Annotated in this window: 17 protein-coding genes and 1 pseudogene; 13 read left to right on the top strand and 5 right to left on the bottom strand. The window is 71.0% G+C overall.

What is annotated here, in order from left to right:
- Nucleotides 1-263 precede the first annotated feature (263 nt).
- Both acs and RCR19_RS17235 read right to left on the bottom strand, forming a co-directional pair.
- On the bottom strand, nt 264-2,261 hold the full coding sequence (gene acs, locus RCR19_RS17240) for an acetate--CoA ligase (protein ID WP_331265959.1): 1,998 nt from the start codon (nt 2,259-2,261) through the stop codon (nt 264-266).
- A 285-nt stretch (nt 2,262-2,546) separates the two neighbouring features.
- Nucleotides 2,547-4,928, bottom strand: coding sequence for a bifunctional SulP family inorganic anion transporter/carbonic anhydrase (locus RCR19_RS17235; RefSeq protein WP_331265958.1), 2,382 nt, complete (start codon nt 4,926-4,928; stop codon nt 2,547-2,549).
- 316 nt (nt 4,929-5,244) lie between these two features.
- Between RCR19_RS17235 and RCR19_RS17230 the strand changes: the two genes are divergently transcribed.
- Complete coding sequence (locus RCR19_RS17230; protein WP_331265957.1) at nt 5,245-6,504, top strand: hypothetical protein; 1,260 nt, start codon at nt 5,245-5,247, stop codon at nt 6,502-6,504.
- Between the two features lie 18 nt (nt 6,505-6,522).
- On the opposite strand, the gene RCR19_RS17225 is transcribed toward RCR19_RS17230, so the two are convergent.
- Nucleotides 6,523-7,503, bottom strand: a complete 981-nt coding sequence (locus RCR19_RS17225; protein ID WP_331265956.1) for an ATP-binding protein — start codon at nt 7,501-7,503, stop codon at nt 6,523-6,525.
- Nucleotides 7,504-7,604: 101 nt separating this feature from the next.
- Between RCR19_RS17225 and RCR19_RS17220 the strand changes: the two genes are divergently transcribed.
- Nucleotides 7,605-8,429, top strand: coding sequence for an oxidoreductase (locus RCR19_RS17220; protein WP_331265955.1), 825 nt, complete (start codon nt 7,605-7,607; stop codon nt 8,427-8,429).
- A 395-nt stretch (nt 8,430-8,824) separates the two neighbouring features.
- Here RCR19_RS17220 and RCR19_RS17215 read toward each other — a convergent pair whose 3' ends face one another.
- On the bottom strand, nt 8,825-9,649 hold the full coding sequence (locus tag RCR19_RS17215) for an HAD-IB family hydrolase (RefSeq protein WP_331265954.1): 825 nt from the start codon (nt 9,647-9,649) through the stop codon (nt 8,825-8,827).
- A 581-nt stretch (nt 9,650-10,230) separates the two neighbouring features.
- Here RCR19_RS17215 and ssd point away from each other — a divergent pair.
- From ssd to RCR19_RS17180, 7 genes and pseudogenes are all read left to right on the top strand, one after another.
- On the top strand, nt 10,231-11,322 hold the full coding sequence (gene ssd / locus RCR19_RS17210; RefSeq protein ID WP_331265953.1) for a septum site-determining protein Ssd: 1,092 nt from the start codon (nt 10,231-10,233) through the stop codon (nt 11,320-11,322).
- Nucleotides 11,323-11,325: 3 nt separating this feature from the next.
- Nucleotides 11,326-12,606: a TadA family conjugal transfer-associated ATPase gene (locus RCR19_RS17205; RefSeq protein WP_331265952.1), complete on the top strand. Its 1,281-nt coding sequence runs from the start codon at nt 11,326-11,328 to the stop codon at nt 12,604-12,606.
- A gap of 14 nt (nt 12,607-12,620) precedes the next feature.
- Nucleotides 12,621-13,463, top strand: a complete 843-nt coding sequence (locus tag RCR19_RS17200; protein WP_331269465.1) for a type II secretion system F family protein — start codon at nt 12,621-12,623, stop codon at nt 13,461-13,463.
- Complete coding sequence (locus tag RCR19_RS17195) at nt 13,460-14,392, top strand: type II secretion system F family protein (protein ID WP_331265951.1); 933 nt, start codon at nt 13,460-13,462, stop codon at nt 14,390-14,392. Before RCR19_RS17200 ends, RCR19_RS17195 begins: the two co-directional genes overlap by 4 nt.
- A 145-nt stretch (nt 14,393-14,537) precedes the next feature.
- Nucleotides 14,538-14,756: a DUF4244 domain-containing protein gene (locus RCR19_RS17190; RefSeq protein WP_115975967.1), complete on the top strand. Its 219-nt coding sequence runs from the start codon at nt 14,538-14,540 to the stop codon at nt 14,754-14,756.
- On the top strand, nt 14,743-15,135 hold the full coding sequence (locus RCR19_RS17185) for a TadE family type IV pilus minor pilin (RefSeq protein WP_331265950.1): 393 nt from the start codon (nt 14,743-14,745) through the stop codon (nt 15,133-15,135). Before RCR19_RS17190 ends, RCR19_RS17185 begins: the two co-directional genes overlap by 14 nt.
- Nucleotides 15,132-15,458: pseudogene (locus RCR19_RS17180) on the top strand (Rv3654c family TadE-like protein); the annotation flags it as partial. The gene RCR19_RS17185 and the pseudogene RCR19_RS17180, both read left to right, overlap by 4 nt.
- Before the next feature lie 40 nt (nt 15,459-15,498).
- Here the strand turns inward: RCR19_RS17180 and RCR19_RS17175 are convergent.
- A complete protein-coding gene (locus tag RCR19_RS17175; protein WP_331265949.1) occupies nt 15,499-18,042 on the bottom strand; it encodes a DEAD/DEAH box helicase in 2,544 nt (847 codons plus the stop codon).
- Nucleotides 18,043-18,121: 79 nt separating this feature from the next.
- On the opposite strand from RCR19_RS17175, the gene bldG reads away from it, so the two are divergent.
- The 4 genes from bldG (at nt 18,122) to RCR19_RS17155 (ending at nt 22,529) form a co-directional block, all read left to right on the top strand.
- Nucleotides 18,122-18,463 (top strand): anti-sigma factor antagonist BldG, encoded by a 342-nt coding sequence (gene bldG / locus RCR19_RS17170; RefSeq protein ID WP_010986038.1) that lies wholly within the window; start codon nt 18,122-18,124, stop codon nt 18,461-18,463.
- 107 nt (nt 18,464-18,570) lie between these two features.
- Nucleotides 18,571-19,002 carry an ATP-binding protein gene (locus RCR19_RS17165; protein WP_331265948.1) on the top strand — a complete coding sequence of 144 codons (432 nt, stop codon included), beginning with the start codon at nt 18,571-18,573 and terminating at the stop codon, nt 19,000-19,002.
- A 310-nt stretch (nt 19,003-19,312) separates the two neighbouring features.
- Nucleotides 19,313-21,715: a sodium-translocating pyrophosphatase gene (locus RCR19_RS17160; protein ID WP_331265947.1), complete on the top strand. Its 2,403-nt coding sequence runs from the start codon at nt 19,313-19,315 to the stop codon at nt 21,713-21,715.
- A 217-nt stretch (nt 21,716-21,932) separates the two neighbouring features.
- On the top strand, nt 21,933-22,529 hold the full coding sequence (locus tag RCR19_RS17155; protein ID WP_331265946.1) for a small secreted protein: 597 nt from the start codon (nt 21,933-21,935) through the stop codon (nt 22,527-22,529).
- The last annotated feature ends 21 nt before the right edge of the window (nt 22,530-22,550 follow it).

Below are 22,550 nucleotides of genomic sequence, written 5' to 3'. Positions count from 1 at the left end.
CTCCGGGTCGGTACGAGTGCTTACGGCCGTCACATGCGGACGGCTTGCCGACCAGACTTCCCGGCACACCTTGAGCTGACCATTTTACCTGAGTATTACGATTGCGAATCGCGCGCTTCGGGCGGGAGCGGCCGAGGTGCCCGTGGGGCGGGTGCGGCGCCGACCGCGAAGGCCCCGGCCACGGGCCCACGGGATCAGGAAGAAAGCCCATGAAGAAGGGCCCCGGCGCGCCGCCGGGGCCCCTTCGGACGCAGTGGGACTGCTCAGTCCTCGCTGGGCGCCGCGGGCAGCTTCGCCTGGATCAGGTCCATGACGGTGGAGTCGGTCAGCGTCGTGACGTCTCCGAGCTGACGGTTCTCGGCGACGTCACGCAGCAGCCGTCGCATGATCTTGCCGGACCGGGTCTTCGGCAGCTCGCCCACCGGAAGGATCCGCTTCGGCTTGGCGATCGGCCCGAGCGTCGCAGCGACGTGGTTGCGCAGCTCGGCGACCAGGTTCTCGTCCTCGGACGCCGTGCCCCGCAGGATCACGAAGGCCACGATCGCCTGACCCGTCGTCTCGTCCGCCGCTCCCACGACCGCCGCTTCCGCGACCGCCGGGTGGGACACCAGCGCGGACTCGACCTCCGTGGTCGAGATGTTGTGGCCGGAGACGAGCATCACGTCGTCGACGCGGCCGAGGAGCCAGATGTCCCCGTCGTCGTCCTTCTTCGCGCCGTCCCCGGCGAAGTACTTGCCCTCGAAGCGCGACCAGTACGTGTCGATGAACCGCTGGTCGTCACCCCAGATGGTGCGCAGCATCGACGGCCACGGCTCGGTGAGCACGAGGTAGCCACCGCCGCCGTTCGGCACCTCGTTCGCCTCGTCGTCGACCACGGTGGCGGCGATGCCCGGCAGCGCCCGCTGTGCGGACCCGGGCTTGGTCTCCGTGACACCCGGCAGCGGCGAGATCATCATCGCGCCGGTCTCGGTCTGCCACCAGGTGTCCACGATCGGCGTACGGTCGGCGCCGATGTGCTTGCGGTACCAGATCCACGCCTCGGGGTTGATCGGCTCACCGACGGAACCGAGCACGCGCAGGCTGCTCAGGTCGAACTTCGCGGGGATGTCGTCGCCCCACTTCATGAACGTCCGGATCGCCGTCGGCGCCGTGTACAGGATCGTGACCCCGTACTTCTGCACGATCTCCCAGAACCGGCCCTGGTGCGGGGTGTCGGGCGTGCCCTCGTACATGACCTGGGTCGCGCCGTTCGCCAGCGGCCCGTACACGATGTACGAGTGCCCGGTGACCCAGCCGACGTCCGCGGTGCACCAGTACACGTCGGTCTCGGGCTTGAGGTCGAAGACGGCGTGGTGCGTGTAGGACGCCTGGGTGAGGTAGCCGCCGGAGGTGTGCAGGATGCCCTTGGGCTTACCCGTCGTCCCGGACGTGTACAGGATGAACAGCGGGTGCTCGGCGTCGAACGCGTCGGGCGTGTGCTCCGCGGACTGCCGCTCGACGATCTCGTGCCACCACACGTCGCGGCCCTCGGTCCAGCCGACCTCCTGGCCCGTGCGGCGCACGACGAGCACGTGCTCGACGTTGTCCACGCGCTCGATCGCGTCGTCGACGGCCGGCTTGAGCGCGGACGGCTTGCCGCGGCGGTAGCCGCCGTCGGAGGTGATGACGACTTTGGCGTCGGCGTCCTTGATGCGGGTGGCGAGGGCGTCGGCCGAGAAGCCGCCGAAGACGACGGAGTGCGCGGCTCCGATGCGGGCGCAGGCCAGCATCGCGACCGCGGTCTCGGGGATCATCGGCATGTAGACGGCGACCCGGTCGCCCTTCTGGACCCCCAGCTCCAGCAGGGCGTTCGCGGCCTTGGAGACCTCGTCCTTGAGCTCGGCGTAGGTGATGGCGCGGCTGTCGCCGGGCTCGCCCTCGAAGTGGATCGCGACGCGGTCGCCGTGGCCGGCCTCGACGTGCCGGTCGACGCAGTTGTGCGCGACGTTGAGCTTGCCGTCCTTGAACCACTTGGCGAAAGGCGGGTTCGTCCAGTCGAGCGTCTCGGTGGGCTCCACGGCCCAGGTCAGCCGCCGGGCCTGCTCGGCCCAGAAGCCGAGCCTGTCAGCCTTGGCCTGTTCGTACGCCTCCGCCGTGACGTTGGCGCCCGCGGCCAGGTCGGCGGGGGGCGCGAACCTGCGCTCTTCCTTGAGCAGGTTGGCCAGGCTTTCGTTGCTCACGACATCTCCCTTTCCCAGGGTGTCCGTTGTGTCCCGTGCCACAGCTCATCAGACCGGGGGCTCGGTGACAAGGGCCGACCGGAAATTGGTTTAGACCTGTTGCGGGCTGTCATCGACCAGGTCACCTGAGGTCACGTATGCCCCGCCGGCCTGGTTCATGCGGTGATGTTCGCACCTGTCGCCCGGGACGGAAGGCGGCGCATCGTGCAGTTCACCGGCGTACGACCCGTGCGGCGGGCGACGACGGTCCGGCGGCCGGGCGCCGTCGTCCGGTACGGACATGACGGTGCGGGGTCCGGACGGCCGGACCCCGCACCGCATGCTCCGTCACGCGCGGCTGCGCACCTCCCCGGCCGCCGCCACCTGCCCGAAGACGCCGCCCTCTTCGGACGGCTCGAGCAGATACGCCTGCGCCTCGCCGACGTGGAAGTACATCCCGTGCAGTTCGAGCGCGGTCTCATCGAGCGCGCGGGCCACGGACTCGTGCTCCCGCAGGTGCTCCAACTGCTGCACCACGTTGGTCAGACACAGCTGCTCGATCGCGTCGGCGGGCTGCCGCCCGGCGATCCGGGGGAGTGGGCGCCCCGTGTCGGCCATCCGCTCCAGGCCGGGTCGCCCGTGTCGCAACCAGCGCCGCAGCGGGGTGTTCCCGCCGTTCGCCCCGGAACCGATCAGCGCCTGCATCGCGCCGCACCCTGAGTGCCCGCACACCGTGATGGAGCGCACCTTCAGCACGTCCACGGCGTACTCGATGGCGGCCCCCACCGAGTCGTCCCCGCTCTCCTCGCCGGGCAGGGGCACCAGGTTGCCGACATTGCGGACGACGAAGAGGTCGCCGGGTCCGCTGGAGGTGATCATCGATGTCACGAGCCGCGAGTCGGCGCAGGTCAGAAAGAGCTGCGACGGCCGCTGGCCCTCGCGCGCCAGCCGGGCCAGCTCGCCGCGCACCAGCGGAGCAGTGTTCCGCTGGAAGGCGCTGATGCCGCGCGCGAGTTGTCCCCCGCTCGGTCCCGATCCGGCGTCCGGCTCACCCGGAACACCCTCAGGCGCCGCTGCCGGCGGCTGCTCGCACTGGTGGTTGCGCCACGGTGTCCAGGGTTTGCATCGACAGGTGGACGTCTCCGTCGGTCCCCGGTTCCCGGTGCGCGCGGCGGCGTCCGGCGACGGCATCGTGATGGGCGTCCCCGCTCGGCCGGTCAGGGCGATCGTGCCGCCGCGCGCGCGGTGTGTGCGCTGCCAGTCCTGCAGCGTCTCGTACGCGGCGTGGTCCATGAACGACCCGTCGAGCTCCACGACGGCGTCCGCCCCTGCGGGCACCAGATGCAGGGCGCGGGTGAGCCGGGGCACCGCGAGGAACGTCAACTGGCCCCGGACGCGTACGAGATGAACCCCACTCCGCTCCTCGTGCGTGATACGGGTGCGGGCGAGTCGGTGCAGGGCGATCCCCACGGCGGCGGCGACCCCCAGCGCCACGCCCTGCAGGACGCCCAGGAGGACGACGCCGAGCGTGGTGACGACGTAGACCAGGACCTCCCGGTGGCGGGTGACCGTGCGGATGTGGTGCAGGGACACCATCTGGATGCCCACGGCCATCACCAGGGCGGCGAGCGAGGCGAGAGGGATCAGCTCGAGCAGCGGGACCATCACCAGTGCGGCCGCCACCACCCAGACGCCGTGCAGCATCGTGGAGTTCCGGCTGATCGCGCCGGCCTGCACATTGGCCGAACTCCGGACGGCCACGCCCGCGAGCGGCAGCCCGCCCAGAGTCCCCGAGACGATGTTCGCGGCGCCCTGCCCGAGCAGCTCGCGGTCCAGGTCGGAACGGCCCATGTGGGGGTGGCGCCCGGCCGTCAGCTTGTCCACCGCGACCGCGCCGAGCAGCGACTGGACGCTGCACACCAGCGTGATGGTGAGGACGGCGGCGGCGATGCCGAGCACGGGACCCTCGGGCAGTCCGGCAAGCGCGTGGCTGCTCCAGGACGGCAGTTCGACCTTGGGCAGGGTGAGCCCGGCGAACGAGGCGGTCACGGTGGCCCCGGCGACGGCGACGAGTGCGGCGGGGATCCGGCGCAGGAGCTGTCCCGCACGTCCGGGAAGCCGCGGCCAGGCCAGCAGGAGGGTCAGGGTCAGCACGCTCATCGAGACCGCGGCCGGTTGCAGGCGGGCCAACTGGGCGGGCAGTGCGGTGAGATTGTCGAGGACGGCGCTCTGCGGGGTACCGCCGAGCACGATGTGCAGCTGCGCGACGGCGATGGTGACGCCGATACCGGCGAGCATGCCGTGCACGATCGCGGGGCTGACGGCGAGCGCCGTACGTGCCACGCGCAGGCAGCCTAGGCCCAGTTGGGCGAGTCCGGCGAGGACCGTGATGGCGCATGTCGTACGCCATCCGTAGCGGTGGATGAGGTCGGCGGTGACCACGGTGAGGCCGGCGGCGGGCCCGCTGACCTGGAGCGGGGAGCCACCGAGCCGTCCGACGACGATGCCGCCGACGGCCGCGGCCACGAGGCCGGACTGCAGCGGGGCGCCGGTGGCGAGGGCGATTCCGAGGGACAGGGGGAGGGCGATCAGAAAGACCGCGATCGAGGCCGACAGGTCGGCACCCGCGATACGGAAACGGCGGGGTCGGGTCGGCGGGGGACTGTGGGGCTGGTGCACACGCTTCGTCCGAGTCGAGTCGGCGGCGCGGGCAGGGACGCAGGCGGGCATGGTTCCCGTCTCCTCCGGTGTGGCGCGGTCGCGGAACTGGTGGTCCCCGGCGGGGACCCGGGTCGGGCGCGGCCGTGGGTCACGGCGTACAGCGGCGGGATCTCAACACTCGGTAAATGAACCGTAATGCCAGGTAAAGGAAAACTCCTTCCATGGTCGAGCAAATAGATCATTACGTCACTCGGTGGGGTGAATGACTAATCTCATCGGCTTGTCATACAAATTTCGGCGGTGCCTCGTGTGACCTTGGCCGGGCTGCGCGCTTCGTCCGCACCTGATCGGCGTGGCCCCGGCTGAAGGAAGAAGGTGGGCCGAGATGACCGCCACCCGGAGGATCGCGGCGGGCGTCGCCCTGGCCGGGGCCGGCGCCGCGCTCGCCGGGTGCTCCTTCGGCGCACCCCGTGCCGGCGACGGCGCGCGAAGACTGCTCGGAGCCCATGCCCCGGGCAGTGCGGTCCGCCTGATCGGCGACGGCTCCACTTCCTACACCGGTGCCCAGCCCCATCTGCCGCGACCCGACCGGCTCGCGCCCGGCCACGCGCCCCCGCAGTTCGTGGTCTTCTCCTGGGACGGAGCGGGAGAGGACGACCGGAGGCTGTTCTCGTACTTCCGCAAGGTGGCCAAGGCCAACAACGCGACGATGACCTACTTCCTGAGTGGCGTGTACATGCTTCCACAGGACAAGCGCGCCCTGTACAGGCCGCCGGGACAGCCGCCGGGCCGTTCGGCGATCGGCTTCAACGACAGGAAGGGTGTCAAGGAGACCGCCGAGCAGCTGCGGCTGGCCTGGCTGGACGGCAATGAGATCGGCACACATTTCAACGGCCACTTCTGTCGCGGCAGGGGCGGTGTCGGTCAGTGGTCGGTGGAGGACTGGAGGAACGAGGTCACCCAGGCGAAGGCGTTCGTGAAGTCCTGGAAGACCAATTCCGGCCTGACGAAGGAGCCTCCGCTGCCCTTCGACTACGACAAGGAGCTCATCGGAGCCCGCACCCCGTGCCTGGAGGGGCGGCAGAACTTCGTGAGGGCCGCGCGGGAGCTGGGCTTCCGCTACGACTCCTCCGGTATCGGCAGGCAGCTCTGGCCCAGGAAGCAGGGCGGCCTGTGGGACCTGCCCATGCAACTCGTGCCCTTCCCCGGGCACGACGTGGACCAGTTGGCCATGGACTACGACTTCATGACCGGTCAGTCCGGGACTCGCGGCCAGGACCCCGACAAGTTCGACGCGTGGGGGGATCAGCTGCGGGACGGTCTGCTGCAGGGCTTCGAGCGGGCGTACGGCGGAAATCGGGCGCCCCTGGTCATCGGCAACCACTTCGAGTCCTGGAACGGCAGCACCTATATGCGTGCCGTCCAGGAGGTGGTCGAACGCGTCTGCACCCGGCCCGAGGTGCGTTGTGCCTCCTTCCGCCGGCTCGTGGACTGGCTCGAGGCGCAGGACCCGCGGGTCCTGGAGAAGCTCCGCACACTCGGGGTCGGCCGGGCCCCGGCGGAGGGATGGGGGGCCTTCCTGGGTGCCTCCCCCGCCCCGGAGGCACCCGGCGGCACCCCGCGCTCCCCGTCGGTGCGACCGTAGGCGCCGGACGGACAGCGCTCACACGGCGGCCGCCAGGCCCTCGTTCAGGACGAACCCGGGGTCGATCTGCGCCGCCAGATCGGCCCCGGTGCGTTCGTTGCCCCAACTCGCCGCGTTCTTCAGGTGGAAGTGCACCATCTGCCGTGTGTAGCGCTGCCAGTCGCGCACCCCGTACATGGCGTCCGCGGCGGCCCGAAGCGTGTGCAGGGAACGGCGGTTGGCGTCCTCCAGCAGTTCGAACCGCGGTGGACGCCCCTTCTCCATGGAGCGCACCCAGTCCGACTGACCGACCGTCACCAGCAGGTCGTCGCCGACCTCGGTGCGGAGGAAGTCGATGTCGTCCTGGCCGTGCACCTTGTTTCCCACGACCTTCAGGGCGACCCCGAAGTCACGGGCGTACTCCTTGTACTGGCGGTAGACGGAGACCCCCTTCCGGGTCGGCTCGGCGACGAGGAACGTCATGTCGAAGCGGGTGAACATCCCGGAGGCGAAGGAGTCCGACCCCGCCGTCATGTCGACCACCACGTACTCGTCCCGGCCGTCCACCAGATGGTTGAGGCAGAGTTCCACCGCTCCCGTCTTGGAGTGGTAGCAGGCGACCCCCAGGTCGGCGTCCGTGAACGGTCCGGTGACCATCAGGCGGACGGCGCCGCCGCCGAGCTCCACCGGGCGCGCGCAGGCGTCGTACACCGGGTTGTCCTCCCGCACCCGCAGCAGCCGTGAGCCCTCGCCGGGCGGAGTCGTCTTGATCATCGTGTCGGCGGAGGCGATCCGGGGATTGCGGCCGCGCAGATAGTCCTTGATCAACCGCAGCCGGTCGCCCATGGCCGGCAGCGCGGCGGCCTCGTCCTCCTCGAGTCCGAGCGCGGCGCCCAGGTGCTGATTGATGTCGGCGTCGACGGCGACGACGGTCGCCCCCGCGGCGGCGAGATGGCGGATGAAGAGGGAGGACAGGGTCGTCTTGCCGCTGCCGCCCTTCCCGACGAAAGCAATTTTCATGTTCACCAACAGTAATCGCATGATTGCTGTAAGTGGCGTCACTCTATGAAGAAGACCACTCCATCGAAGGAGGGGGCGCGGAGGTGCGTAGTGTCGTACTCATGAGTACGACAGGTGCGACCGCCGATCCGCTAGCGGCCCTGGGGACACTGCCCGGGGTGGCCGAGTCCGTGGAATCCGTGCGCAAGGCCGTGGACCGGGTCTATGGACACCGGGTCATGCGGCGCCGCAGCAGCGAGGTCACCTCCGAGGCGGCGCTGCGCGGAGCGCGTGGCTCGGCGGCCCTGTCCGGGGCCGACTGGGCTCTGGAAGAGGTGCGCAGGCGCACCGACTTCAGCGGCGACGACGGCGCCCGCACCGTCGGTGCGGCCCTGCGGCTGACCGCGGAGGCGGGGCAACTGCTCTCCATCTGGCGGCAGTCGCCGCTGCGGGTCCTGGCGCGTCTGCACCTGGTGGCGGCCGCGACGGACGACCCCCGCGTGGGGCGCCCGCGGCAGGACGGCGAGCCGGTCGACGAGCCGCTCGTGGAACTGCCGCTGCCGGGCGCGTCCGAGGTCGCCGGCCGTCTGGAAGGCCTCGCCGAGCTGATCATCGCCGGAGGCTCGGCCCCGGCCCTGGTGACCGCGGCCGTGGTGCACGGCGAGCTGCTCGCCCTGCGCCCCTTCGGATCGCACAACGGCCTTGTCGCGCGCGCGGCCCAGCGCATCGTCCTCGTGGGCAGCGGTCTCGATCCCAAGGCGATCTGCTCCGCCGAGGTCGGCCACGCCGAACTCGGGCCCGCGGCCTATGTCGCCGCCCTCGACGGTTATGCGTCCGGCACCCCCCAAGGCGTGGCGGCGTGGATCGCCCACTGCGGGAAGGCCGTCGAACTGGGAGTGCGCGAGTCGACCGCGGTCTGCGAGGCGCTGCAGCGCGGAGCGGCCTAGCGGCGCGCAGGGCCCCTTCCCCGGCTCCTGCACGGCCCCTGCACATGGTTGCGGCGGTACGAATGCTCGTACCGCCGCTGGCATGCTCACAGGGTTACCAAGCGTCCTCGATGTGTCGCCCATCAGGTCGGGAACTTCTGCCCGTCACCTGGTGCGGCTGGCCCGTAATCGACGGGTCGACGTCGCGTGGGTGCTCTGTGTTCATGCTGGGTCCGTGGGGCCAATTGCGTTTCTTAAAGGTGATCCCTTCGGATGTCCTTTGGTCTCGCGGGCCACTAAATCCTTTTGTACTCCAGCCCCGGGCCATGCGGAACCCCCGGCTGCACTTCTTTACTTTCACGTTCAAATGGGCATGAATCGGGCGCAAATGCGACGCCGTCGCACCTGCCGCGGATTCACACGGCCGAAGCGCGGCGCCGGCTGGTGTACCAGACGAGCCCCGCCGTGGCGGCGGCAGCGCCTATGGCCGCCATCGCGAGCAACGCCGGCCGCGGAGGCACCGACAGCCGCTGCTTGAGCCGGACCGGGCGGTGGAAGTCCAGAATCGGCCAGCCGCGGGCGAGTGCCTCGCGCCGCAGGGTCCGGTCCGGGTTCACGGCGTGCGGATGGCCGACCGACTCCAGCATGGGCAGATCGGTCGCCGAGTCGCTGTACGCATAACAGCGCGCGAGGTCGTACCGCTCGGTCCGGGCGAGCTCTCTGATCGCCTCCGCCTTCGTCGGCCCGTACGCGTAGTACTCCACCTCGCCCGTGAAGCAGCCGTCGGCGCCCACGACCATACGGGTGGCTACCACGCGGTCCGCGCCCAGCAGTTCGCCGATCGGTTCGACGACCTCCGCGCCCGACGTGGACACGATCACGACGTCGCGTCCGGCGGTGTGGTGCTCCTCGATGAGGGAGGCGGCCTCGTCGTAGATGATCGGGTCGATCAGGTCGTGCAGGGTCTCGGCGACGATCTCCTTGACCTGTTGGACGTTCCAGCCGCGGCACATCGCGGACAGGTGCTCGCGCATCCGCTCCATCTGGTCGTGGTTGGCGCCGCCCGCGAGGAACACGAACTGCGCGTATGCGGTACGCAACGCGGCCCTGCGGTTGATCAGCCCCCCTTGGTAGAAGGACTTGCTGAAGGTGAGTGTGCTCGACTTCGCAATGACCGTCTTGTCCAGGTCAAAGAAGGCCGCTGTGCGGGGCAAGGAGTGGTTTTCCACGGGCCCGAGCATAGGCGCCCACCATTCGGCGTAAGGTGTGGCGCGTGGGTTTGCCTGAGAGGCCTCTCGGGTACACCATGGAAGTCACGGATCGTTCGCGACCGTGCTAACCCGGTCCGACTCCTCCCCCCCCGAGTCGGCCGTGGGGACGACCCCCGCTCTCCCCCCCGGCGGGGGTCGTCGCATGTCCGGGTGGGTTTTTCTTCCTTCTCCGCGTGATCTCGGGCCCTGCTGCGGTGCGGCGGGCTCCGCTTCGTCATACCCATAGTTCGTCACGGTGTGTAGTGGATCGGGTGCGCTGAGGAGGTTTCCCGGACCTCGTCCGTTTGAGTGACGGCGATATTCACAACCGTTGAGTCGTCCACAGTTATCGACCAAGATCCACACGATTTCCAGGATCACCCGCACCGTGATTCCAGCGCGTCCACCGAAGGCGAGTTCATGGCCGGTTGGGTTTGCCGGGCGCGTTTGGCCGGTTCGTATCGGCCGTTCATATGGAGACCGGTTGCCGGTTCTTCACACGAGCGGGAAGCGCGGGGAGGCAGTGGGCCCCGCGGACCGCGCGGAAGAAGCAGCGAAGGGGGCTGGAGATCGTGGCGGGAGCCATTGCGCACGACGGGTCGACCGTCGTGGAAGGGCGGCGGAGCGGGCCGCTGATCGTCACCGAGGACGCCGAACTCCTGGACGACCTGCTGCGCCTGTGCGCGGCCGCGGGCGCCAGACCGGAGGTTCACCCGGGGGTGCCGGCGCACCGGGGGAGCTGGGAGGCGGCTCCCCTCGTCCTCGTCGGCGACGACGCGGCACGCCGGGTGCGCGGGGCAGCGCGCAGGCGCGGAGTCGTGCTGGTTGGGCGGGATCAGGACGATCCAGGTGTCTGGCGGCGCGCCGTCGAGATCGGCGCGGACCACGTCCTGGTCCTGCCGGACGGTGAGCAGTGGCTCGTCGACCGCATCGCCGACGTCGCCGAAGGCGTCGGACGGCCCGCACTCACCGTGGGCGTGATCGGTGGCCGCGGCGGGGCCGGAGCGTCCACGCTCGCCTGCGCCCTGGCCGTCACCTCGGCGCGCGAGGGCAGGCGCACGCTGCTGGTGGACGCGGATCCCCTGGGCGGCGGACTCGACGTACTCCTCGGTGGCGAGACCGCCGAAGGGCTGCGCTGGCCCGCGTTCGCCGCCTCGCGGGGCCGTGTCGGGGGCGGTGCCCTGGAGGAGTCCCTGCCGAAGCTGCATGCCCTGCGGGTGCTGAGCTGGGACCGCGGCGACACCGTGGCCGTCCCGCCCCAGGCGGTGCGCGCCGTCCTCGCCGCGGCCAGACGGCGCGGCGGAGCGGTCGTCGTCGACCTGCCCCGCCGCGTCGACGAGGGTGTCGCCGAAGTGCTCGCCCAGGTGGATGTCGGGGTGCTGGTCGTCCCGGCCGAACTGCGCGCCGTCGCGGCCGCGCGGCGGGTGGCGTCGGCCGTCGGCATGGTCCTGGGCGATCTGCGGATCGCGGTACGGGGGCCGTTCGCGCCCGGTCTCGACGACCGCGAGGTGGCTCGGCTGATGGGACTGCCACTGGTCGGCGAGGTGCCCGCCGAGGACACCTCGCGCGATGGTTGCGCACCGCCCGGGGGAGCGGCTCGGGGGCCGCTCGCCCGGTTCTGCTCGGCCTTCTGGCAGCGGGCCTCGGCCGAGGCGGGTGACTGACCCATGGAGGCGGGATGGACCCGGAGGACCACGGCGGATCGCGGCACGGTACTCGGTCCGGGGCCGGCCGAGGGCGCCGAGCGTGCGGCCGTGCTCGGCGAACGGACGCGGCTGCTCGACGGGGTGCGCCAGTGGCTGGCCGAGAGCGGGGCCGAGCCGACCCCCGCGCGCGTGGCACAGGCGCTGCGCGAGCAGGGGCGGGTGCTCGGCGATGCGGAAGTGCTGGGAGCGGCCCGGCAGTTGCGCTCGGAACTGGTCGGCAGCGGCCCTCTGGAGCCGTTGCTCGCCGATCCCGCCGTGACCGACGTCCTGGTCTCGGCACCCGACCGGGTGTGGGTGGACCGGGGCGGCGGACTGGAATTGACGGACGTGTCCTTTCCGGACGCCGCGGCGGTGCGACGCCTCGCGCAGCGCCTCGCCGCGGTGGCCGGGCGCCGGCTCGACGACGCCAGACCGTGGGTCGACGCCCGCCTGCCCGACGGGACGCGGCTGCACGCGGTGCTCCCGCCGGTCGCCGTCGGTTGCACGTGCCTGTCGCTGAGGGTCGTGCGTCCGCGGGCGTTCACCCTCGACGAACTGGTGGCGGAGGGGACGGTGCCGCCGGGCGGGGACCGGGTGCTGCGGGCGCTGATCGCGTCCCGGCTCTCCTATGTGATCAGCGGCGGGACAGGCACGGGGAAGACCACCCTGCTGAGCGCGCTGCTGGGCGTGGTGGGGCCGTCGGAGCGGATCGTGCTGGCCGAGGACTCGGCGGAGCTGCGGCCCGAGCACCCCCATGTGGTGCGCCTCGAGGGACGGCCCGCGAACCAGGAGGGCGTGGGGCTGGTGGAGCTCCAGGACCTGGTGCGGCAGGCGCTGCGGATGCGCCCCGACCGGCTGGTCGTCGGAGAGGTCCGCGGGCCCGAGGTGGTGTCGCTGCTTGCGGCGCTGAACACGGGCCACGAGGGCGGGTGCGGCACTCTCCACGCGAACGCGGCGGCCCAGGTGCCCGCACGGCTGGAGGCGCTGGGCACCGCGGCGGGTCTGGACCGGGCGGCGCTGCACAGCCAGTTGGCGGCCGCGCTCTCGGTGGTCCTCCATCTCGTGCGGGACCGGAGCGGGCGGCGCCGTATCGCGGAGGTGCATGTGCTGGAACGGGACGTGTCGGGGCTCGTGGTGACGGTGCCCGCCCTGAGATGGGGCCGGGAGGCGTTCACGCGGGAGCGGGGCTGGGAGCGACTGAGGGAACTGCTCCGGCACGGAAGGGACGAAAGCGGCTCGAGTGACGGAGATGAGGTGTGGTGACGGTGATCGGTCAGATGTCGCTCGCCGTCGGGCCGGCGTGTGCCGGGGCGGCGGCCTGGCTGATGAGCGGCTCGGGCAAGGGGGCGCGTCGTGCCCGATCGCTGTTCGCGGACGGCGGTCCGACGGCGGGGATCGGTCCGCCGCACTGGAAGCGGGCCTTGGCACGGGTACGCCGGTTGCCGACCGAATGGTGGTCGGTCGTCGGGGGTGTGCTGATCGCGGTGCTCGGTGCTTCCGCCCTGCCGCTGGCGGCCGGGGTGGCCGGGGTGCCGCTGCTGCGCCGGGTGCGGCGGGCACGGGAGGCACGGAAGGCGCGGGAAGCGCGTGGCGCTGCGGTGATCGCGCTGTGCGGGGCGCTCGCCGGGGAGGTGCGTGCTGGACGCCAGCCGGGCGAGGCACTGCTGTCCGCGGCGCGGGACGCGGGCGGCCTCGGCGGAGCGCAGGCACAGGTGCTGGCGGCCGCGCGGTTCGGCGGCGATGTGCCGGGCGCGCTCGCGGACGCGGCACGACAGCCCGGGGCCGACGGGTTGTCCGGGCTGGCCGCGTGTTGGCGGGTGGCCGTGGACCGGGGGGCGGGACTGGCCGCCGGACTGGATCGGCTGGAGGGCGCCCTTCGCGCCGAGCGTGATCAACGGGATGACCTCCGTGCCCAGTTGGCGGGCGCCCGGTCGACGGCGGTACTTCTCGCGGGGCTGCCAGTACTCGGCCTGGTGCTCGGCACCCTGCTGGGCGCACGCCCGCTGCATGTGCTGCTGCACACCGGTCCGGGCCTGGGCTGTCTCCTGGCGGGCGGTGTCCTGGAAGGGGCGGGGCTGTGGTGGGCCATGCGGATCGTGCGCGCAGCGGAGGCGGCATGAGCGCCGACCTTGTCCACAGGCTGGGGACACTGTGTGGGGTGGCGGCGCTGTGGTGGGCGATGAGCCTGACGGCAGCAGCGCGGCGTGAGCGTCGGGCGCGGCGTCGGCTGGCCGCGGTGCTGGGGCCGGGCGGCCCGGCCGAGGTGCTGGGGCCGGGCGGCCCGGCCGAGGTGCGGCGGACCCCGGTGTCCGCGCTGGTGGCCGGATGGGGACGCGCCGGGCCGACGGGCCGGTGGATCGGGGCGCCGGGTGCCGCGGCGGGGGAGCAGTCGACTGCGGCTCCGGGTGCCGCGGGGCGGCGGACCGAGGCTCGGGACACCGTGCGGCGGTGGCTGCCCGTCGCGGGGGCGCTGTGCGCCGGCTGGGTGCTGCTCGGCGGATTCGGCGGACCGGTGGCCGGTCTGGTCGTCGGGCTCGGTGTGAGGCGATGGCGGGACCGGCAGGAAGCCGACCGGCTCGCCGAGGAGTACAACCCCGCCGTGGTGGCCCGCCGGCTTCCACCGGCGGCCGATCTGCTGGCGGCGTGCATCGCGGCCGGTGCGAACCCCGTGGCGGCCGCACAGGCGGTGGGCGAAGCCCTGGAGGGACCGGTCGGCGAGCGGCTGGCGCGGGGCGCGGCCGAAGTGCGGCTCGGGGCAGAACCGGCCGACGCATGGCGGCGGCTCGCCTCCCTCCCCGGCGCGGCACCGCTGGCGCGACTCCTGGAACGGGCCGGTGACTCCGGCGCGCCGGCGGCCGCGCCGGTCGGCCGGCTCGCTGCGGAGGCCCGCGCCGAGTGGGGCCGGACGGCGACGGCGCGGGCGCGCCGGGCGGGGGTCATGGTCACCGCTCCGGTGGGTCTGTGCTTCCTGCCCGCGTTCATCGCGGTCGGGGTGCTCCCCGTGGTGATCGGGCTCGCGGGAGGGCTGCTGGGAGGAGGTGGCCGATGACGGACCGTACCTGACGAACCGAACGAACCAGACCGACATAGCAGGCCGAAACAGGCAGACCGGAAAAAGCAGATCAACACAGGCAGACCGATTCCGGCGAACCGGATCGGACAGACCGACGGACGAGAACCTCATGGGGGTCGGCATGGGCAAGGCGGTACGAGTACGGGTCCGGGCGCGTGCGCTGGTGCGCCGGGTACGGGCGGCGATGCGAGAGGAGGCGGGCATGGTGACGTCCGAGTACGCGATGGGGGTCATCGCCGCGGTGGCCTTCGCGGCGGTCCTCTACAAGGTGGTGACGAGCGGGCAGGTCAGCGGGGAGCTGCAGGACATCGTGAAGCGGGCGCTCGATGTCCGGATGTGACCGGGCGCAGCGGCGCGGCGGTTCGGGCCCGGGCCGCGACCGCGGGTTCGTGACGGCGGAGACCGCGGTCGTACTGCCCGCCCTGGTGCTCTTCGCCATGGCCCTTGTGTGGGCCCTGCTGGCCGTGTCCGCGCAGATCCAGTGCGTGGACGCGGCCAGGGCGGGGGCCCGGGCGGCGGCTCGGCAGGAGCCGCCGGAGGTGGTCGCGGAGATGGCCCGGCAGGCCGCGCCCGACGGGGCGAGGGTGACGGTGGACCGGCGGGGCGAACTGGTGCATGTGCTGGTCGTCGCGCACCCACCGGGCCCCGACGCCCTTCCGCTCGAACTGCGCCACGAGGCAGTGGCGTCGGCCGAGGACATCGTGGGGGAGGAGCGGTGAGACACCGGGGCGGAGCGGTGAGGTTGCGCCGACTGCTGAAGGCCACGTGGCCGGGGCGCCGGCCGGCCGGAGACCGCGGCTCGGCGACGGTCTGGTGCGTCTGTGTGATCGGTGCCCTGTGTGCCGTGTCCGGGACGCTGCTGGCGCAGGGTGAGGTCGTGCTGGCCCGCCACCGTGCGGCCGGCGCGGCCGATCTGGCGGCGCTCGCGGCCGCCGACCACTGGGCGGACGGGGAGGAGAGGGCGTGCGTCACGGCGGGACGTGTCGCGGCGGCCCAGGGCAGCCGGATCGTGCGGTGCGCGGTCGTGGGCGAGGTCTCCGACGTCACGGCGGCGTCGGCCTCGGGACCGTTCACCGCCGAGGTCAGGGCGAGGGCGGGCCCGGCTGAACCGGCGGCGCAGGGCGGACGCCCGGAACCTCCGCCTCGCTCTCCTTCCGCTCCGCGGCCTCGGCAGCGTTCTCCGGCGCCCCGCGCAACAGCACCGTGAGGAGTCGCACGGCACCCCTCTTGTGCAGCGGATCGTTGCCGTTGCCGCACTTGGGGGACTGGATGCAGGACGGGCACCCCGCCTCGCACTCGCAGGACGCGATGGCCTGGCGGGTGGCGGTCAGCCAGGCGCCGGCCGTGTGGAAGGCGCGTTCCGCGAAGCCCGCGCCGCCCGGGTGGCCGTCGTAGACGAAGACCGTGGGGAGGAGGGTGTCCGGGTGGAGCGGGACGGAGACGCCTCCGATGTCCCAGCGGTCGCAGGTGGCGAAGAGCGGGAGCATGCCGATCGAAGCGTGTTCGGCGGCGTGCAGGGCGCCGCCGAGGATCTCCGGGTTGATCCGGGCCTCGTCCAGCTGGTCCTCGGTGACCGTCCACCACACGGCACGGGTGCGCAGCGTACGGGGAGGCAGATCGAGTTTCGTCTCGCCCAGCACTTCACCCGTGATGACACGCCGACGCAGAAAGGAGACGACCTGGTTGGTGACCTCGACCGAGCCGTAGCACAGCCGTCCGTCGCCCCAGGGGATGTCGACGTCCGTCTCCAGGACGGAGATGGCCGTCGTGTCGCGGGCGACCGTCGAGTAGGGAGGGCTGGCCTCCTCGACCAGGGCCACGGAGTCCTCCAGGTCGAGGGTCCGCACCAGATACGTACGGCCCTGGTGCAGATGGACAGCGCCCTCGTGCACCGTCGTGTGCGCGGAGCCCGCGTCGACCGTGCCCAGCAGTCGTCCGGTGCCGGCCTCCACGACCTGGACGGGCCGCCCGCCCTCCCCGCGGATGTCCGTGAGGTCGGCGGCCCGCTCCCGCCGGGTCCAGTGCCAGGCCTTGGTCCGGCGGCGCAGCAGCTTCGCGGCCTCCAGCTGGGGGAGCAGTCCCTCGGTGGTGGGGCCGAAGAGCTCCAGGTCCTCCTCCGTCAGCGGGAGCTCCGCAGCCGCCGCGCACAGATGGGGGGCCAGGACGTAGGGGTTGTCCGGGTCGAGGACGGTGGACTCCACCGGCTGGTCGAAGAGGGCCTCGGGATGGTGGACGAGGAACGTGTCCAGTGGGTCGTCCCGGGCGACGAGCACCGCGAGGGCGCCCTGACCCGCGCGGCCGGCGCGGCCCGCCTGCTGCCACAGCGACGCCCGGGTGCCCGGGTAGCCCGCGATGAGGACGGCGTCCAGGCCCGAGACGTCGATCCCGAGCTCGAGGGCGGTGGTGGCGGCCAGGCCGAGCAGTTCTCCGGAGTGCAGGGCCCGTTCCAGGGCGCGGCGCTCCTCGGGGAGGTAGCCGCCGCGGTAGGCGGCCACGCGCCGGGCCAGGGAGCGGTCGACCTCGGCCAGCCGCTCCTGGGCGATGACGGAGATCAGCTCGGCGCCCCGGCGGGAGCGGACGAAGGCGACCGAGCGGACTCCCTGCACGGCCAGGTCGGTCAGCAGATCGGCGGTCTCGGCGGTGGCCGTACGCCGGACGGGTGCACCCTTCTCGCCGTGCAGCTCGGTGAGCGGGGGCTCCCACAGGGCGAAGACGAGCTCGCCGCGCGGGGAGGCGTCGTCGGCGACCTCGACCACGGGGACGCCGGTGAGGCGGCGCGCGGCCACCGAGGGCTCGGCGGCGGTCGCGGAGGCCAGCAGGAACACGGGTGAGGCCCCGTAGCGGGCGCACAGGCGCCGCAGACGGCGCAGGACCTGGGCGACGTGGGAGCCGAAGACGCCCCGGTAGGTGTGGGACTCGTCGATGACGACGTACTTCAGGGCGCGCAGGAAGGAGGACCAGCGCGGGTGCGAGGGCAATATGCCGCGATGCAGCATGTCGGGGTTGGTGAGCACGTAGTTGGCGTACTGACGCACCCATTCGCGTTCTTCCGGCGGTGTGTCGCCGTCGTACACCGCGGGGCGGATCGCTGTGCCCAGAGGTTGTGAAAGTTTCTTCACGGATCGGCACTGATCCGCCGCGAGCGCTTTGGTCGGGGCGAGGTACAGGGCGGTCCCGCCGCGGCCGTTCGGGGCTTCCGCGCCGTCCAGCAGGCGGGAGAGCACCGGCACGAGATAGGCGAGCGACTTGCCGGACGCCGTGCCCGTGGCGACGATCACGGAATCGCCGTCCAGCGCGTGCTCGGCGGCGAGGGCCTGATGGGCCCACGGGTGCTCGATGCCCGCGTCCTGCACGGCGGCTATGACCTCGGCGCGGATCCGGTCCGGCCAGACGGCATGGCGGCCCTCTCTCGGGGGCAAGTGCTCCGTATGAGTGATGCGCGCAGCCCGGCTCGGTCCCGAGGCGAGCCGGTCCAGGACCGTGCCCGGAGAGACGCGGGACACGGGGCCCGACAGGGTTCGATCGGATCGGTGATTCTTGGCCATCGGCACCGAGTGTGTCACCGGAGTGACGGACAATGGGTCCAAGGCGTCGTGCACGCCTGCCGGTAAGTGATTGAATGCCATCGCGGCTGGCGAACCGTCCCGGGGGTCTGCCGAGGTGTCCCGAGGGGCGACCGCTCGATAGCAAGGTGCTGGAGGATCCGTGGACCTGTCCCTGTCGACCCGTACCGTCGGCGATCGTACGGTCGTCGAGGTCGGTGGCGAAATCGACGTATATACCGCGCCCAAGCTGCGCGAGCAGCTGGTCGAGCTGGTGAACGACGGGAATTTCCACCTCGTCGTCGACATGGAGGGCGTGGACTTCCTCGACTCCACCGGGCTCGGCGTGCTGGTGGGTGGCTTGAAGCGCGTTCGGGCCCATGAAGGGTCCCTGCGCCTGGTGTGCAACCAGGAGCGCATTCTCAAGATCTTCCGCATCACCGGCCTCACCAAGGTGTTCCCCATTCACACCTCGGTCGAGGAAGCGGTGGCGGCCACCGACTGACTCCGTTCCCGGGCCGTAGTGCCCGGACGGCAGAAGCAAAGAGACGGGGGGCCGGGTCCTTGCGGCCCGGCCCCCCGACCGCACGCCCGAAGTTCCGAGGGGGATGCATGGCCACCGTTGAACTCCTCTTCAGCGCGCTGCCAGAACATGTCAGGACCGCCCGACTGGTGGCGGCGGCCGTGGCGCGCCGAGCTGGGGTTGAGGAGGCCGTGCTCGACGAGGTCAGGCTCGCCGTCGGCGAGGCCTGCACCCGGGCCGTCGGACTGCACCAGAGCAACGGCATCTCGGCGCCGGTGCGGGTGCTGCTGACCGAGGAGGAGAAGCAGTTCTCCATCGAGGTCGGTGACGAGGCGCCGCACGTGGGGCTCGGTGGGAGAGCGCCGGGTGCCGACGAGGCGGACGCGGAGGCCGAGGAGGACGAGATGGGCCTCGCGGTCATCAGCGGTCTTGTCGACGACGTCGAGGTCACCGCCGGGGAGAACGGCGGACAGATCAGGATGAGCTGGCCGACCGTGCCGCCCGCCACGCTCCCTGCCTGATCCTCCTCGCCCCCTTTCTGTGCTTTTCGTACGTTTTTGAAGGGTCCTGCCTGTGCAGGACCCTTCTTTTTGTACAGTCGTACCGGAATTCGTGAATTGCTTCACGATCAATCGCAGGATGATTTGATCAAGTTCAGATCCAGTCAATGGTTTTGAGGCATTACCTCTTTCGGGTTCTGTGGCGCACGTGCGATCTTTTGCTGAAGAGGAGGTGAAGGCCAATTCCGTTTACCGCGCACTGTTTTGATCAGGTTCCGCTACCTACAATCCGTCCACATCTTGAGCTCAGCCCAAGCGTCAAGGAGGACGAATGGCGGGGCTTTCTACCCCTCAACAGTTTGATCACCCCACAACCCTCGCAGCCGCAGTACTGACCGACAGCAACCGCCTGATCGTGGTGGTCATCGGGGTTGTCGCCCTGGCGGCCCTCGCGGTCGCCGGGGTCCTGGTCCGTCAGGTGCTCGCGGCAGGCGAGGGCACCGACAGTATGAAGAAGATCGCTGCGGCGGTGCAGGAAGGCGCGAACGCCTACCTGGCCCGGCAGCTTCGCACGCTCGGCGTATTCGCCGTGGTCGTGTTCTTCCTGCTCCTGCTGCTGCCCGCGGACGACTGGAATCAGCGCGCCGGACGATCGGTGTTCTTCCTGATCGGCGCGGTGTTCTCGGCGGCCACCGGCTATATCGGCATGTGGCTCGCAGTGCGGAGCAATGTGCGGGTTGCTGCGGCGGCGCGCGAGGCGACGCCTGCAGAAGGTGAGCCGGAAAAGGATCTCACCGCCGTCTCGCACAAAGCCATGAAGATCGCCTTCCGCACGGGTGGCGTCGTCGGCATGTTCACCGTGGGGCTCGGTCTGCTGGGCGCCTCCTGTGTGGTGCTCGTGTACGCGGCGGACGCGCCGAAGGTCCTGGAGGGCTTCGGCCTGGGCGCGGCGCTGATCGCCATGTTCATGCGTGTCGGTGGCGGCATCTTCACCAAGGCCGCCGACGTCGGCGCCGACCTGGTCGGCAAGGTCGAGCAGGGCATTCCGGAGGATGATCCGCGCAATGCCGCGACCATCGCCGACAATGTGGGCGACAACGTCGGCGACTGTGCCGGCATGGCGGCCGACCTCTTCGAGTCCTACGCCGTGACGCTCGTCGCGGCGCTGATCCTCGGCAAGGCGGCATTCGGCGACTCGGGACTGGCGTTCCCGCTGATCGTGCCCGCGATCGGGGTGGTGACCGCGATGATCGGAATCTTCGCGGTGGCCCCGCGTCGCACCGACCGCAGCGGTATGTCCGCCATCAACCGCGGATTCTTCGTCTCCGCGGTGATCTCGCTGGCGCTGGTCGCGGCGGCCGTGTTCATGTATCTGCCGTCGTCGTACGCCGATCTCAAGGGCATCTCCGACGCGGCCATCCGGGCCAAGGACGGGGATCCGCGGATCCTCGCGCTGGTTGCGGTGGCCATCGGCATCGTGCTCGCGGCCCTGATCCAGCAGCTGACCGGCTACTTCACCGAGACCACGCGCCGTCCGGTGCGGGACATCGGCAAGACCTCGCTGACCGGCCCCGCCACCGTGGTGCTCGCCGGCATCTCCGTGGGTCTGGAGTCGGCCGTCTACACCGCGCTGCTGATCGGGCTCGGTGTGTACGGGGCGTTCCTGCTCGGCGGTACGTCGATCATGCTCGCCCTCTTCGCGGTGGCGCTGGCCGGTACGGGCCTGCTCACCACGGTCGGCGTGATCGTCGCCATGGACACCTTCGGTCCGGTCTCCGACAACGCGCAGGGCATCGCCGAGATGTCCGGCGACGTGGTGGGCTCCGGCGCGCAGGTGCTGACCGATCTGGACGCGGTGGGCAACACCACGAAGGCGATCACCAAGGGCATCGCCATCGCCACCGCCGTCCTCGCGGCCTCGGCGCTCTTCGGCTCGTATCGCGACGCGATCACCACGGCCGCACAGGACGTGGGCGAGAAGGTCGGGAACGGCGGGCCGCTGAACCTGGTCATGGACATCTCCCAGCCCAACAACCTGGTCGGCCTCATCGTGGGCGCGGCGGTCGTCTTCCTGTTCTCGGGGCTGGCGATCAACGCGGTGTCCCGGTCCGCGGGCGCGGTGGTCTTCGAGGTGCGCCGGCAGTTCCGGGAGAAGCCCGGGATCATGAACTACACGGAGACGCCGGAGTACGGCAAGGTCGTCGACATCTGCACCAAGGACGCCCTCAGGGAGCTGGCCACACCCGGTCTGCTCGCCGTCATGGCACCCATCGCCATCGGGTTCACACTCGGTGTGGGTGCGCTCGGCGCGTATCTGGCGGGCGCGATCGGCACCGGCACGCTGATGGCGGTGTTCCTGGCCAACTCCGGTGGTGCCTGGGACAACGCCAAGAAGCTGGTGGAGGACGGCCACCACGGCGGCAAGGGCAGCGAGGCGCATGCCGCGACGGTGATCGGCGACACGGTCGGCGACCCCTTCAAGGACACCGCGGGGCCGGCGATCAACCCGCTGCTCAAGGTGATGAACCTGGTGTCGCTGCTCATCGCACCGGCGGTGATCAAGTTCTCGTACGGCAGTGACAAGAGTCTCGCCGTGCGGATCCTGATCGCCGTGCTGGCGATCCTGGTCATCGTGGTGGCGGTCTACATCTCCAAACGCCGCGGTATCGCCGTGGGTGACGAAGACAACGCCGAACGGGTGTCCAAGTCGGCGGATCCGGCGGTGGTTTCCTAGCCGCTTCCACAGCACCCGCACTTCGACCTGGTCAGGTACGGGTCAATGGGCGGGCGCACGGCGCTCTTCGCGACGCCGTGCGCCCGCCCTGTTGTGTTCGAGCCCGCTCCGTGAGCCTTCTCTCGCCTGGTGCAAATGGACGCAAGAGCAGAGATAAGTAATATTCGGCGTGCGGCTGTCACCCGGTTGGCGTGTATGTTCCGGGGCCGAGAGAGCCATGGAAGGGACCAAACCGGTGAACAAGAAGCTCGCGGCCGCACTGTCCGGCGGTGCGGTACTGGTACTGGCGCTGTCGGGCTGCACCAGCGGCAGCGGCGCGGTCGACGACAAGCTGGGCTCCTGGGCCAAGCAGGTGTGCGAGTCGGTGCAGCCGCAGGCCAAGAAGATCGCGGCCGCCAGCTCCGCGATCCAGAAGGAGACCTCGGACAACAGTGCGCCGGAGCAGGTCCGGAAGACCGACTCCCAGGCCTTCCGGGACATGGCCGACGCCTACAAGGCGATCGGGGCGGCCGTCCAGAGGGCGGGCGCGCCGGAGGTCGACAACGGCGCGACGAAGCAGAAGAACGCGGTCAAGGAGCTCAACGACATCTCCACCGCCTACGGCGATCTGCAGAAGCAGGTGGACGGCCTCGACACCAAGGACCAGGCGAAGTTCGCCGACGGCCTCAAGGGGATCGCGACCAAGCTCGACACGCTGAGCCAGAGCGGGAACGACGCGCTGAAGGAGCTGGAGGCGGGTGACGTCGGGAAGGCGATGTCGCAGCAGGCGAGCTGCAAGTCCGCGTCCGCCTCGGCCTCGCCGACGGCCGCCTGAGCGGCGCGTCGAACGCCTGCC

This window comes from Streptomyces sp. WAC07094 (assembly GCF_036320405.1).
Taxonomy (GTDB): Bacteria; Actinomycetota; Actinomycetes; order Streptomycetales; family Streptomycetaceae; genus Streptomyces; species Streptomyces lannensis.
Note: the sequence above shows the minus strand (reverse complement) of the source record. Positions and strands in the feature narration are given on the sequence as shown.

Bases quoted from the DNA above. Each gene is read 5' to 3' on its own strand.
- RCR19_RS17235 (WP_331265958.1), bottom strand. From the start codon at position 4,928: ATGCCCGCCTGCGTCCCTGCCCGCGCCGCCGACTCGACTCGGACGAAG.
- RCR19_RS17230 (WP_331265957.1), top strand. From the start codon at position 5,245: ATGACCGCCACCCGGAGGATCGCGGCGGGCGTCGCCCTGGCCGGGGCC.
- RCR19_RS17225 (WP_331265956.1), bottom strand. From the start codon at position 7,503: ATGAAAATTGCTTTCGTCGGGAAGGGCGGCAGCGGCAAGACGACCCTG.
- RCR19_RS17220 (WP_331265955.1), top strand. From the start codon at position 7,605: ATGAGTACGACAGGTGCGACCGCCGATCCGCTAGCGGCCCTGGGGACA.
- RCR19_RS17215 (WP_331265954.1), bottom strand. From the start codon at position 9,649: ATGCTCGGGCCCGTGGAAAACCACTCCTTGCCCCGCACAGCGGCCTTC.
- RCR19_RS17205 (WP_331265952.1), top strand. From the start codon at position 11,326: ATGGAGGCGGGATGGACCCGGAGGACCACGGCGGATCGCGGCACGGTA.
- RCR19_RS17200 (WP_331269465.1), top strand. From the start codon at position 12,621: ATGTCGCTCGCCGTCGGGCCGGCGTGTGCCGGGGCGGCGGCCTGGCTG.
- RCR19_RS17195 (WP_331265951.1), top strand. From the start codon at position 13,460: ATGAGCGCCGACCTTGTCCACAGGCTGGGGACACTGTGTGGGGTGGCG.
- RCR19_RS17190 (WP_115975967.1), top strand. From the start codon at position 14,538: ATGGGCAAGGCGGTACGAGTACGGGTCCGGGCGCGTGCGCTGGTGCGC.
- RCR19_RS17185 (WP_331265950.1), top strand. From the start codon at position 14,743: ATGTCCGGATGTGACCGGGCGCAGCGGCGCGGCGGTTCGGGCCCGGGC.
- RCR19_RS17175 (WP_331265949.1), bottom strand. From the start codon at position 18,042: ATGGCATTCAATCACTTACCGGCAGGCGTGCACGACGCCTTGGACCCA.
- RCR19_RS17165 (WP_331265948.1), top strand. From the start codon at position 18,571: ATGGCCACCGTTGAACTCCTCTTCAGCGCGCTGCCAGAACATGTCAGG.
- RCR19_RS17160 (WP_331265947.1), top strand. From the start codon at position 19,313: ATGGCGGGGCTTTCTACCCCTCAACAGTTTGATCACCCCACAACCCTC.
- RCR19_RS17155 (WP_331265946.1), top strand. From the start codon at position 21,933: ATGGAAGGGACCAAACCGGTGAACAAGAAGCTCGCGGCCGCACTGTCC.